8 protein-coding genes are annotated in these 12,981 nt (G+C 42.8%); 4 read left to right on the top strand and 4 right to left on the bottom strand.

The annotated features are described in order from the left end of the window. The first annotated feature begins 22 nt into the window (after positions 1 to 22). The 3 genes from L2748_RS16670 (at position 23) to L2748_RS16680 (ending at position 3,949) form a co-directional block, all read left to right on the top strand. Positions 23 to 685 carry a hypothetical protein gene (locus tag L2748_RS16670; RefSeq protein ID WP_220781488.1) on the top strand — a complete coding sequence of 221 codons (663 nt, stop codon included), beginning with the start codon at positions 23 to 25 and terminating at the stop codon, positions 683 to 685. Between the two features lie 501 nt (positions 686 to 1,186). Further along, the gene (locus L2748_RS16675) at positions 1,187 to 2,587 is read left to right on the top strand and encodes a DEAD/DEAH box helicase (RefSeq protein WP_220781489.1); all 1,401 of its coding nucleotides are present in this window, start codon (positions 1,187 to 1,189) and stop codon (positions 2,585 to 2,587) included. 198 nt (positions 2,588 to 2,785) lie between these two features. After that, the gene (locus L2748_RS16680; protein WP_220781490.1) at positions 2,786 to 3,949 is read left to right on the top strand and encodes a tetratricopeptide repeat protein; all 1,164 of its coding nucleotides are present in this window, start codon (positions 2,786 to 2,788) and stop codon (positions 3,947 to 3,949) included. A gap of 32 nt (positions 3,950 to 3,981) precedes the next feature. Here the strand turns inward: L2748_RS16680 and L2748_RS16685 are convergent, their stop codons facing one another. Continuing rightward, a complete protein-coding gene (locus L2748_RS16685; RefSeq protein WP_220781491.1) occupies positions 3,982 to 5,304 on the bottom strand; it encodes a M20 metallopeptidase family protein in 1,323 nt (440 codons plus the stop codon). A 365-nt stretch (positions 5,305 to 5,669) separates the two neighbouring features. Here L2748_RS16685 and L2748_RS16690 point away from each other — a divergent pair, with 365 nt between their 5' ends. Continuing rightward, positions 5,670 to 7,955, top strand: coding sequence for a TonB-dependent hemoglobin/transferrin/lactoferrin family receptor (locus L2748_RS16690; RefSeq protein ID WP_220781492.1), 2,286 nt, complete (start codon positions 5,670 to 5,672; stop codon positions 7,953 to 7,955). A gap of 101 nt (positions 7,956 to 8,056) precedes the next feature. Here L2748_RS16690 and L2748_RS16695 read toward each other — a convergent pair whose 3' ends face one another. The 3 genes from L2748_RS16695 to L2748_RS16705 all read right to left on the bottom strand — a co-directional run bounded on the left by L2748_RS16695 (position 8,057) and on the right by L2748_RS16705 (position 12,366). Then, entirely contained in the window at positions 8,057 to 10,489 is a 2,433-nt protein-coding gene (locus tag L2748_RS16695; protein ID WP_220781493.1) for a TonB-dependent receptor, read from the bottom strand. 344 nt (positions 10,490 to 10,833) lie between these two features. Next, positions 10,834 to 11,301 carry a hypothetical protein gene (locus L2748_RS16700; protein ID WP_220781494.1) on the bottom strand — a complete coding sequence of 156 codons (468 nt, stop codon included), beginning with the start codon at positions 11,299 to 11,301 and terminating at the stop codon, positions 10,834 to 10,836. Between the two features lie 159 nt (positions 11,302 to 11,460). Beyond that, positions 11,461 to 12,366 carry a choice-of-anchor H family protein gene (locus L2748_RS16705; RefSeq protein ID WP_220781495.1) on the bottom strand — a complete coding sequence of 302 codons (906 nt, stop codon included), beginning with the start codon at positions 12,364 to 12,366 and terminating at the stop codon, positions 11,461 to 11,463. Positions 12,367 to 12,981: the final 615 nt, after the last annotated feature.

The raw sequence follows: 12,981 nt of genomic DNA on the forward strand, positions 1-12,981 counted from the left end.
TATAATGGCGGCTTGACCCCAAATGAATCTGAACGAAGATTTTGGAATACGTACAAGTCCGTGTCCAGTTTTACTTGACCACTACATATGGGCCACTTATAAAAGTACAACAGAAGATCCTGATACATTGATTGTGTATGGTGGCTGGAACAAGGATACTCTTGCTAAGACTCGGAATATTCCATGTGTGCGTTACGATTTTAAGAAATCCATGGCTGGTTTTATTAAAGCTGATGGAGGAGGAGAAGAGGGCCCTGCATTATTTGGATTTACAATGCGCTATGTTAAACCGGGCCAGATGAAAGAGTTGGGGACTTCTTTTCAGACAGTATGTAACTTATGGTATGAAAAAGTCCCTGGTATCTTGATGGCCGCTGTATTTCCTGACGAAAAGACCCCGAATTTAGTCCATGACTTAAGACTCTTTGCAAACCATAGCGCATTTTTGGCGCATGTAGATAAATCAGATAAAGACTTAACGGAAGCTATGGGGGAGTGGTTTGAAAATTACGACACAAGCATCCCATTCTCAGGTCAGCTTTACGCCGCCAGCACGAAAGATGATGCTTTGCATACAAGCTCTATCAAGTCCAATTCAACTCCGCGAGCCCAGCTTGAGACGTTTCATTTTGGGGAGTCAGGCATGTTAGGCCAGGTGCCAAATATGACGAGAAACGATTCGTGAACAACCAACTCTAATAATTAGCAACATCGAGCCAATGTTACGGCGCTTCATGCCACTACATTGGCAGGTGCACAATGCATTAACCATAGTATTTCCTAATCAGGAATTGGCATTCTAGAGTAATCAGTCTAACCAATTTATGTCCAAAAAATAAGTTAGTGCTTTTGTTATGGCTCTAATTGCGCAAAATAACTCTGTACTAACCTCGTGTAGAAATGGCATTTCCCCCATGCGTAGTATCTGCCGCAGGTAATTCGAACCGCTTTTGCTAGATATCCCCACTCAAACTAAAAATATCTCGCGAATTTATGAGTTTTGCTATCGAGCAGCATGCATATGCCAGACTATGTTTGCTGCGATAGCAAGCAACATCATTAAAGCGTATTTGGCGACATGCTGTTATAATGGCAAACAGCAACACAGTTATCAGCGTCTATCTGCGCTAACCTGCGCCAAACCGATAACTGCAATAGATAAATCAGATACCTAATCGAGACTCGCATGCCGTTTTCTAAGCTTGGATTAAGCACACCCATCGTTAAAGCTGTTACTGAGCAAGGCTACACTAGCCCAACTCCGATTCAAGCTAAGACTATTCCCGTTATATTAAGTCAACGTAACCTAATTGCCGCCGCGCAAACAGGAACGGGTAAGACTGCCAGCTTTGTGCTGCCAATTTTAGAGATGCTGAGTCAAGCGGAAACCCAACGCAAAAAGCGTATTCGCGCCCTGATTTTAACGCCAACTCGCGAGCTTGCTGTGCAAGTTGAAGATAATATTAGTCAATATGGTAAGCATTTAAGCCTAACCTCAATGGCTATGTATGGTGGCGTTGATTCAAAACCACAGCGCGAGCGCTTGATTGAAGGTGTCGATATTCTAGTTGCCACACCAGGTCGCTTACTCGATATGTATACCCAGCGTGCGATTCATTTCGATGAGCTAGAAATTCTAGTGCTTGATGAAGCCGACAGAATGCTGGATATGGGCTTTATTGAAGACATCAACAAGATCATTGAAAAACTGCCTGTTGATAGACAAAGTTTACTGTTTTCAGCCACTCTTTCACGCCAAGTTAAAGAGTTAGCTCGAGCCACTATTACTCGCCCAATCGAAATTTCAGTGACCCATAACACTGACAATAAACCTAAGATTGAGCAGTGGTTAGTTACCGTTGATAAAGACAAGAAATCAGCGCTACTGAGCCATTTAATTCAAGAGAATAACTGGCAACAGGCGCTTATTTTCATTGAAACCAAGCAAGGCGCAGCAAAACTGGTTAGTCAGCTTGAAAAGCGTGGCATTACCGCTGAATGTATTCACGGTGGCCGTAGCCAAGAAATTCGTGAACAAATTCTGGCAGACTTTAAGTCAGGCAAAATCGGCTTACTTATCGCCACAGGCATTGCGGCTCGCGGCTTAGATATTGATGAATTACCATTGGTGATTAACTACGATTTACCTTACCCGGCTGATGAATATATTCACCGTATCGGCCGTACCGGTCGTGCTGGCGCTACCGGTGAAGCTGTTGCACTTGTTTCAAAAGATGACTTTAAAAACCTATGTATGATTGAGAGCCGTTTAGGCCATTTAATTGAGCGTCGTGAAATTGAAGGCTTTGCACCACGTAAAGAAGTGCCTATTTCAATTTTAAACTATAAGCCTAAAAACAAACCTGCTCCAAGTGGTGATAAAAAGCCACGCACTGACCGAGCAAAACCTGCACGCGATAGTAAGCCTAAGCAGCGCAGTAATGACAGTCGTAATGACAATCATAATGACTATCGTAACCACAAACCTGCGGCGACAGACGCTAAAGCGGCGCCTCGCTCAGAAGCGGATAATAGCTCATTGCCGCAAGATCCTTGGGCTTTTTCAAAGTCTAAGCTAAACAAGTAAATAGTACTTTCACTTATCGATTCGTTCTGGCATTACTTGCCAGAACGAAAATCGCTTTCTTCCTATCTTTACTCTTCATCTAATTCCCTAAGCAGACTCTCTCAACTAACTCCCCCTAAGCTCACAGTTAAAGTAACAGTTAAGCACTACCTTATTTATTTGAGTTGTTTATACTTAACTCAAATGAAAAGGAATTTTATGTCTTTATCTATCAAAAAGTTAGTCCGTGAATCGCCAAAAACAGTGCTATCTGCGCTAGTGGTCAGCCTGTTAGTCATCACTGTTGTTGTGATGCTCTCACTCTCAAAGCAACCAAAACTTGCTGATGGCACAATCATTATCTTGCCGATTGTCCAAACTGAGCCAAGCAATGAATTAGATTGGCAGTCCTATACACGCATGGAGCAGGTGATAAACCAACTGGGGACATCAGCTAACTCCCCGGTATTACTTGCAGAAGATGTCATCGCTTTACTGACTCAAACATCCAGCTTTATTGGCGATCAGCAACCGATAGATCTAACCCGTTTATTGGTTGTTTCCGGTGCAGCTTTAATGATTGAATCCTCTCTTACAACCGCCCCAAACTTACAGCTCAATTATCGCCTTATCAGCCAAAATAAAATTGACCAAGGAGTGTTGCAAGCTGATTCAGTTGAACAGCTCCAAGCCAAGCTAATTGAACAAATAAAACAATTCACGACTAACCCATTTACCCAAACCACCGACCAAAACTGGTTTACAAAAACGCTGGTTCAAGCACTTAAAGCCATTCAATATAATCAAGTTGATGTTGCTGAAGCAAAGCTAACAACCTTGTTAAACACAGACCCCAATAACATTGTCGCCAGTCGGTTATTGGCACAAATAGAGTTGAAGAAGCAACTGCTCAAGCAAGCATCAAAACGGCTAGAACAAGCAGCTGAACAGGTAGAATCGAGTCATTTTCGTCAGTTTGCCAGACTCAAGTTTATTGAGGCGCAAGTCAAACTTGAGAACGAACAATTAGAGTTAGCATTAAGTTTATTGTCTCAAGCAAGGAGCTTTGCCGCCAAGAGTCAGGACTGGTTATATTTAGGCTATATCGCAAATTGGTCAGGGCATATTAACCAGCGCCTTAATCGTTATGCTCAGGCTCGTACTCAATATCAGTATGCAATCGATTATCTTCAAAGGTCAGGCTCAGCGGTCGATCAAGTTAGTGCATTAAACAAGCTTGCTGAGCTTGAGTTTATTGAACATAACTACCGACAAGCCTACGACGCTGTAAGCCAGTCAGTTGTTATTGTTAGCCAAAAAAAGCTCACTCAACTTCATCAGCAGACCTTTGCCTTATTATCTAAAATTGAAGATAAACGCTAACCTTGATTTGAATAGCTCAGCGTTATGCCCTGTTATTGATTAAAGAGGTCCATAGCAGATTGACTCATGACTCTAACACCTGTGTTAATTGTTGCTGGGTAATCAGGCGCAAACTTGCTTGAATGTAACGATGGCAAAGGCTCACCGGTTTCAATGCTGCGCTGATAATCACTCGGCGACACAGCTCCTAGCCAAAACAGGCTGATAGGGAGCTTTTCAGCCGTCAAACCGTATAAGCCAAAATCCTCACCGGCCATAACCGCATCCGCTTTTACCACGTTTTCGGCACCGATTTCTGCGGTAATACTGGTTTGTACTTTACTGGTTAACACTGGATCGTTATAGGTTGAGGGGATCCGCTCATCTTCGTGTACATACACCTCAGGATACAAAGGTTCATCAAGCCCAGCACTTATCGCAATGCCTTTAGTCAGCCGTTTTAAAGCGGCAATTTGTGCAAGACGCACATCAGGGTTATAGGAACGCAGTGTTAGCTGTAACTTCACTTCATTTGAAATAATATTATGTTTTGAACCACCATGAATTGAGCCTACGGTAATTACACTTGGCTCTAAAGGCGAAAGTTCGCGGCTGGTAATCGTCTGTAAGGCAACAACAATGCGTGATGCCAACACAACCGGATCTTTAGTTAAATGTGGGTAAGCACCATGTCCGCCCTCACCTTTAACCGTGATATCAACCGAATCCACATTAGCTAACGCATAACCCGGCGTTATTCCAACTTTACCAGCAGGGATTGAAGCACTGACATGCAGGCCAAGTACATAATCTGGCGTGGCAAAGTCAGTAAACAAACCTTGTTTTAACATAGCTTTCGCGCCGCCGCCCACTTCTTCTGCCGGCTGTGCCACCATCATTAATGTGCCTTGCCAGTTATCTTTATTGGCAACTAACTGCTGCGCCGTGCCGATAAGACTGGTCATATGAATATCATGACCACAGCCATGCATCACGCCCACCTCTTGGTTATTGGCAGTTAACGTTTTAACCTTTGAGGCATAAGGTTTACCGGTTTCTTCTGTTATAGGCAGCGCATCCATATCGGCACGGATCATCACTGTTGGCCCCTCGCCATTCTTAAGCAAACCTACTACGCCATAACCACCAACTTTTTCCGTCACCTCAAAGCCTAAGCTGGCAAGCTCCTTCGCCATGCGCGCACTACTCGCCTGTTCTTTATAAGAAAGTTCTGGATGTTGATGCAAATGCAAATATAACGCTTCAAGCTGAGGCATTTTGTCGGCTGTCGATTCAGCTAAATCTGTCGCAAAACATGATGCACTTAGCGAGCAGCTAATTAACAGCGCTAGGGAGGAGAGTATCGGTGTTCTCATGTTGCATGCCTCTTTATTTAGAGCGAATAATATCTGCCATCTAAGCTAACACAGCACACTACCTTGTAAAGCCAAGGTTATGACTTTGTAGCAATTAAACCATTAGAACATATTCGTTTTTTAGTCCCCCTTAAGGTTACATTTGGTTGCATCTGTAAAATAATATCGATGCGTAGCTTAAATAAAATGCAGCAGGTCTTTTGCAACAATAAAGAAATGTGATCCGCTTTCAATATTTGTTTTTTAATCGCTTAAACCTTATGAATAGACGCTTTCTAAGCGGGATCCTATTTTAATTTGCGTATAAGATAACGCGCGTTAAAAAAGAGAATAATTCTCATTTGGTTAAGAAGTTAAGGTGCGTAATGAACAAGCTCAAAGTTAGTGTACTGGCGTTAGCCGTAAGTACAGTGCTCCATGCTCAGGCTCAAGCAGCCGAGGTCGAGACTCAATCAAACCAACAAGCCAGTGCACAACCGCACGAGGTCATTGTTATTTCTGGTTCACGTATGGAACAAGAAATTGAACAAGTCGCTGGCTCAATTATGGTCATTGATGAAGACGCCATTGAAAAAAGCATGAGTAATGACTTTGGCAGCTTGTTTAGAAACGAGTCTGCGGTTGCTGTTAAAGGTGGCGCAGGTAAACCAACATCGATAACTATTCGTGGTATCGGTGGCAACCGTGTAATGATGGTTAAAGATGGCGTTCGCGTTAACAACCAATACGCTTCTCCACTTGGTCCTGGCGCTGAAGGCACAGGTCGTGGCTTAACCGAAGTACAAAGCCTAAAGCAAGTTGAAGTCGTTAAAGCTGCTGCATCAACCATGTACGGTTCAGATGCTCTAGGTGGTGTTGTAGTAATGCGTACTAAAGACGCTAGCGACTACCTAAATGGTGATGATTATTATGTTTCAGTTAACGCGGGCTATGCCGGCATTAACAACGAATACAGCGCAGGTTTTACTAGCGCTGCGGCTTACGGTGATTTTGAAAATCTACTGACTTACCAGCACCGCACAGGTGAAGAACTACCTAACTACTACGACAGCCAGCCAGACAGTGATCTTGTACAGGACAGCCTGCTATTTAAGAGCAAGTATCACTTCAACGAATACACCTCAGTGCAACTGACTTTAGATTACCTAGAGCAAACCCTAAAGCGCTGGGAATATGAATTTGATAACGACAATGCACTTGAGGAAAATATCGATACCGATCGCGATACCCAAGTCATTAACGGCGCGCTGCAGCTAGTATCAAGTAAGCCAACCCAAATGCACGACACTTTGACCGTTACCGCTTACTTTGGTCAAACCGAGCAGCTTGAACATAGAGACTACTTTGAGTGGAACGATGCTAAACCTGAGAATGTTTATGGTTTAAGCGAATTCCGTGATTACAGTTTTGAAGATCAACGTATTGGTATTAACAGTACCTTTAGTAAATATGTTGGTGGTGATAACTACGGGCACCAGATCACTTATGGCTTAGACTATGAGTTCTCGACTATGTCACGTCATCGTGTGGTCAATAACTCACTTACAGGTGAAGTTAATACGCCATTTACTTTTGCCACAACCGACAGCCAACGCCTTGGTGTGTTTGTGCAAGACGATGTTACTTTACTTGATGGCGATTTAAACCTAATCGCAGGTCTACGTTACGACTACTTCCGTAATACGCCAGATCAACAGCAAGCGATAGATGCAGGTAAAGATCCAGCTGACTTCCAAACAATGAGCGACAACTTCTGGTCACCAAAACTTGGGCTAGTTTACCAATTGTCAGACTCTGTTAGCGTTTATGGTCAATACGCTTATGGCTACAAAATGCCAACCCCAGACCAAAAGTGGGGCGAGTTGGAAGTTGATGCAGGTTCAATGACTGACGTACTTATTCAGGCAAACTATGACCTAGAATCTGAGCAGTCGCATACTTGGGAAATCGGCGTTCGCGGTAATCATAGCGACACTAACTATGAACTAACCGCTTTCTACACTCAGGCAAAAGATTTTATCGACTGGCAATATGTAAGCTTTAAACCGCCTGTAATTGTTCCAGGTTGGCCTCCAGTTATGAAGCCAATGGAGTTTAAGTACCAATATTACAACCGTGATGAAGTGATCTTATACGGCGCTGAAGCACAGATTAACCATTGGTTAACTGATAGCGTTGAGCTTTGGGGTAATATCTCTTACACCTATGGCGAAGATGAAAACGGCGACTACCTTAACAGTGTGAGCCCGCTAAAAGGTAATGCGGGTGTGAACTGGTATACTGATATTGCCGATATGGAAGCAGACTTTGGCGCAGTGGTTCGCTGGGCAGATGACATGTCACGTACTAATGATATCGAGCTAGCAGCTGATGACATTTGTGCCATGGGTATGTGTATTCCTAAAGAGAAGTTTAACGAAGTTTACGGCACAAGCGGTTATGCGGTGATGGACTTAACCTTTGGTCTACGCATTGACGATAACTGGAAGTTAAGAGCCGGTGTTTATAACCTGTTTGACAAAGAGTATATCGATTATGCCGATGTTGCTGGTCAGTCAGTATTCTTGCTTGGTGCAAGCATGAACCTAGATAAAGAAGACTTCACTCAACCTGGTCGTTACTTCAACGTGAGCGTGAACTACCAGTTCTAAACTCAGTAAGTCACAGTTTAAACATAAAAAATGCAGCCAAAGGCTGCATTTTTTATTTACTTATATCGCTGTCATCATTCTTGCTAACAGCCAACAACCATCTATAAACGATAAGTCAAAGTCAGCTTAGCGTTACGCTCTTCACCAGGCATACCACCTAAGAACATAGCTTTACTGTAGTACTCTTCGTCAAATAAGTTATTCACGTTTAACTGCAATTTCCAGTTATCAACATCATAGCTAATAGCCGTATCTAGCACTGTGTAGCTTGGTACATAACCGTCTGGAATACCGAAAGAGCTTGAGTTAGTGCTTCTGTCATCAACATAATTTGCACCTAGGCTAATATTGATAGGGCTGGCAAGCGAGAACCAGTCTGCGCCATAAGTCACCCATGCACTTGCTGTTACATAAGGCACACCTTTTTGGCGCGTATCGTAGCTTGAGCGATTTGGATCTTTCTTGTCGCGGGCATCTTGGTAAACCGCATTAACATTAACCATCCACTGCTCATTAAGGTGCGCGTTCATGTCAAACTCAACACCTGTAGTTTCTTCACTACCGTTGTAATAGTACTGAGGTACACTCGGACCAGAAACACCTTCATCGTAATCTGGGTTAGTGTATTGCAAGTTAGTACGTGAACTCTTAAACAACACTAATGATGCCAACATTTGGTCATCAAAAGCTTTAAAGCGCATGCCCAAATCATCACTCACTGATTCACTGTCATCTCTATCGGTATCATTGCCGGCAATACTGCCAAGAATGCTATAGGCAGTGCGTCCTTTAGAGTGGTTAATAAAGAATGACAAGTCGTCAGTTGGCATGTAAGTCAAACCTAAGTTGTAGGTAATGCCGTCATCTGTGGTATCCGCCTCTGGTGTTGGCGCTGCTCGGCTTGAGCTATAACGCGGATCAACACCTAAGTGCTCATAGGTCTGCTTAATTTGGTTAAACGCCACACCAATGCGCGATGTAAACCCATAACCTAAATAACCCACATGCTGCACGCCAACGCCCCATGCACTGACTTTTTTGTCATAGTTGCTAGTAAGTAACGGGTCATAATCTTCAAAGCTGCCTTCACCCCAGTTAGGATTACGGATATCGTAAATGTATGGCAGGCTACCTTGGTAAATAGTATTGCCAGCTTTGTCTTTAATGACTTTATCGGCATCGTAAATAGAGTATTGTTTGAAGGCGATATCTCTATCTTCGTAGTTGGCATTTATCAATAATTCGTTATCAATATCGCCTATTTGGAAGTCATAACGAAGATCGGCAAAATACTGCCAAGATGACTCATCAGCATCCACTTTACGGTATTCTTGGCGACGAGCCGCAAACGGATAAAGTACGTCATCTTCAACCAAGGGAGCGCGTGGGTCAGCATTAATAGCGCCACGACGATCCCAATAAACATAGTTATAAGCACCGGTTTGACGAGCAAAGCCTGAAGTATAATCACGGTATTGCAGCTGCTGGTTTAAAAACAGGTTATCGGTGAAATAGATATTGTGAGTTAACTTAAAGCGCAGCTCTTCGCCTTCATTATCTTTAGCCATTGGCGAGATAATACCTGCATTACCAAATGCATAAGGGGTTAACCCATCGCTTGATGCCAACGAATCTGCAAGCTGTTTACGCTGCGCTTCTGTTAGCTGAATGCCGTTATTGTTAGGATCATTAATTAAATCCTCCCAAGTCACGTCACCCGCCGTTTTGCCCCCTACAGATTCTGCGTTAAAAATACGAATAGGATGACCAATCGAGTCAACAGCAATGGCATCTTTAATGTAACTGGCCGACAGCATGACATCTTGGTTATCCGCCATAACATACTTAAGCGAAGTATAGATTTCATCACGGTCAGTGCCTATTTCTCGGTAACCATCACTACGTGCGGTTTTAGCCACTACGCGGTAAGCAAGGTTATCGGTAATGGCCGCAGTGCTATCGGCTTCAAGTGAGTAAGTGTCCCATTGACCCACTTCCGCGGTAAACGCATGTTTAGACTCAAACTGGGGTTTCTTTTCAATAAGGTTAATTACACCACCAGCGCTGCCCATACCATAAAGCCCTGTTGCTGGACCTTTTAGCACTTCAACTGATTCAACGTTTGTTAGTGAACGAGTCGGGTTAAATGTGTTGCCAAGCCCCGCACCACCATACATGCCATCGTAAGTATAGTTTGCGCCTAAGCCACGAATAACTAAGTTATCGCCAATACCATAGTTATTACCCGCTTGGGTGACACCACTGATATTACGCACAAGATCTTGCAGGTTAGTGACTGCCTGCGCTTGAATAAGCTCTTGATCGACCACCACAACTGCTGCTGGCGTCTCCATTAGCGACATATCTGATTTAGTCGCCAAACCTGAATTCATCACCACCTGATTCTGGCGACCATAAACCGTAATACGCTCTACATTATCTAGTCCCTGCTCTGCTTCTTCTGCGTAAGCCATCGCTGGTAAAAATGTCGATGCGCATGCAATTGCTAACATTGAATAGCGAAAATGTTTCATCAATTAACCCCACTTTAGTATTATGCGGCAGGATGATAACGATTCTCATTAACAAAGCAACACCTGTTTCAAATCTGATACATTTGCATTTCGTTTGTGATTGTTTTTGTTTAATTTTATTTAAATTGTTTACAATGTAAATTCACAACTAGTTGTTACAAACCAACAAGATACGTGACTTAGATCACATTCAATAATAACAAGCACCTATACTTAAGACTTCTATCTTCAACTAGTTTGAAGATAGAAGTAGAACAAAAAGCTAGCGGATGTGAAAGCGATTGATTGCATCTCCTAAACCCAAAATGCAAGCAATCACTGCAGGGCATTAACGCCTTAAAAGATTAACCACTGACATTGTGGTAGGGAATAATTTGCGGATAAGCGCGGCAATAATCAACTAAATACCCCGCTAAGCGGTCATAAAGATCATCTTTAATGTAGGGTTGTTCTTCACTGAAAATACGGCTGTCTAGCTCTGTTGGCAGTACAAAATTGGCTAAGCGATTAATATCAGCCTCTATAGAGAGTCTGGTTTCAATACTAAAGTGTTGTGCTAACGGAAACTCAGCCGAAATAAACGCTTTTCTTAAGAAAATCAGCATCTCATCAAAACTGTCATCCCAGTTTAAATTACTATTAGCTTGCGCCTCCCAAGCTAGCAACTCTAACACTCTAATGATCTCGCCTTGCAAGCTAGTAGGAGCTGCATAAAAAGGCACTAAATGCTCCCACATCCACAATACTGTGTCGGCGCTATTTCCTTGAATATTGACCTTTGCCACTGGCTCAACCTGATCCGTTAATTCCATTTTACAGCCTCACTGCCATCAATCTCCTGTTACCGACGACTATTTTTAACCGTAGCAAACAAGAGATCAATGGTTAATTGTTAGCCTTTTTATCAAGCTCTTGCATAAAGTTATTGTAAGATGCGCTCAATAATGGCTCTTTGAAAGTGAGGTTGAGGGTTAGTGATTTGTCATTGCAAACTTTCTCACTAGCAACGCCATCAATAAAAATAAAGTAAACCATAGTGATACACTGCCGCCGTGGTACTCCTCTTCAATATACACATCATCTCTATCGCTACTCTCTAATGGCAGCGCATATAAACTATCAAATTCATTTGAGCTCACCGTCGCCACTATGTCGCCATAACCCACTTCATATAAGTCAATCAGCACATCATAATGATCGCTGCGGTAACCAAAATCTAAGGTGGTCAACACTTCAAAGTCGTCATCGGTTGCATTGCCAAAAATACTGAAGATATCTGTGGTGTAATAATGCTCCCAAGGTCCGCCATTACGACTCAAATAAAGCTCAGCAAACACATCGGCACGTTCATTCGCATAATAGCCATCAACGTCAGCATCGAACGTCACACTAAAGGTCTGATAAAAACCGTCGTAATCGTTATCGACAAATAAACGGCTATAAGCATCGTAAATATAAAAATCTCGGTAGACGCCATTAGCAAACTGCAGATTGGCATTATTTTTCTCAGTAAGCTGTTGAGTCTTTAACGCCTTATCAATATGGATTTGCATGACCTGCTCACGAGTGAGTTTTGTAGGCAGTGCCTCATTGCTGTCAAGCCCCTTAGCTTGCAAAAGCCTTTGCTGCTCAAGCTTACTGATTTGTTGCTCAGATAAAGTATTGCCATATTGAGCCGGTTGAGCACTTTGCTGATTACTAATAACTGTTTGCGAAACTGAGATGCTTTGCGGCTGCAAAAGCAAACTCATATCCGAATTAGCACTCGCTGGCAGAACGGCCCCCATTGAGAGTGTTAACAAGCCAACACTCAGCGCTCGCATTAACCTGCTATTTTGATTACCCGTGTGGAGCTTATGATTGTGTTTTGTGTTCATCTTCACCTCGAAATACTTGCTTAATGAGGCCATTAGAGTCCACTGAGTGTGAACACAAGCTGAACGTCAAAAATTGACTAACCTTCGAATGAAGGTTGGTTACATTTTTCTCTAAGCAGCAGCTACGGGAAAGTATGTTCTGCATTTTAGCTTTATGGTTGCTAATCGCCTCCAGCGGGGGTATGTGCAGACACTGCCGTGACACGCTATGAATACATCCCTGTAAGCTCGGCCATGACGTCCATGTCATGGACGGTCACGGCCGTATCTACACTGAGTTAGACAAGCATAATTCTGCTGATTCGGAGTAATAGCTATTTTGGATTTATCGATGCTAGGAAGTGAAATAATTGCATCGATAAATTTTTAATCTCTAAAATAAAATTTACTTATCAGCTAGTTAAGTTTTAGCCTTCAGCTAACAAGAGACCCGATAAATGTTCTGCATTACTTTATTGGGGTAGTACATTCAACTTTTCTTTAAACGTCAGTATATTAACCTATCTACATCAAGGACTTACATTGTTAGCTTGACGTTCTTTTAATAAATAACAGGGATTTATCCGAGACTCTGGATAATAAGCTGTTAGCAAGCAATGTCACCCGAAATTGGTA

The sequence above is a fragment of the Shewanella sairae genome (assembly GCF_023283535.1).
Taxonomy (GTDB): domain Bacteria; phylum Pseudomonadota; class Gammaproteobacteria; order Enterobacterales; family Shewanellaceae; genus Shewanella; species Shewanella sairae.

What these genes read in the sequence shown, in the direction of transcription:
- L2748_RS16670 (WP_220781488.1), top strand. Translation starts at nt 23, where the DNA reads ATGAATCTGAACGAAGATTTTGGAATACGTACAAGTCCGTGTCCAGTT.
- L2748_RS16675 (WP_220781489.1), top strand. Translation starts at nt 1,187, where the DNA reads ATGCCGTTTTCTAAGCTTGGATTAAGCACACCCATCGTTAAAGCTGTT.
- L2748_RS16680 (WP_220781490.1), top strand. Translation starts at nt 2,786, where the DNA reads ATGTCTTTATCTATCAAAAAGTTAGTCCGTGAATCGCCAAAAACAGTG.
- L2748_RS16685 (WP_220781491.1), bottom strand. Translation starts at nt 5,304, where the DNA reads ATGAGAACACCGATACTCTCCTCCCTAGCGCTGTTAATTAGCTGCTCG.
- L2748_RS16690 (WP_220781492.1), top strand. Translation starts at nt 5,670, where the DNA reads ATGAACAAGCTCAAAGTTAGTGTACTGGCGTTAGCCGTAAGTACAGTG.
- L2748_RS16695 (WP_220781493.1), bottom strand. Translation starts at nt 10,489, where the DNA reads ATGAAACATTTTCGCTATTCAATGTTAGCAATTGCATGCGCATCGACA.
- L2748_RS16700 (WP_220781494.1), bottom strand. Translation starts at nt 11,301, where the DNA reads ATGGAATTAACGGATCAGGTTGAGCCAGTGGCAAAGGTCAATATTCAA.
- L2748_RS16705 (WP_220781495.1), bottom strand. Translation starts at nt 12,366, where the DNA reads ATGAACACAAAACACAATCATAAGCTCCACACGGGTAATCAAAATAGC.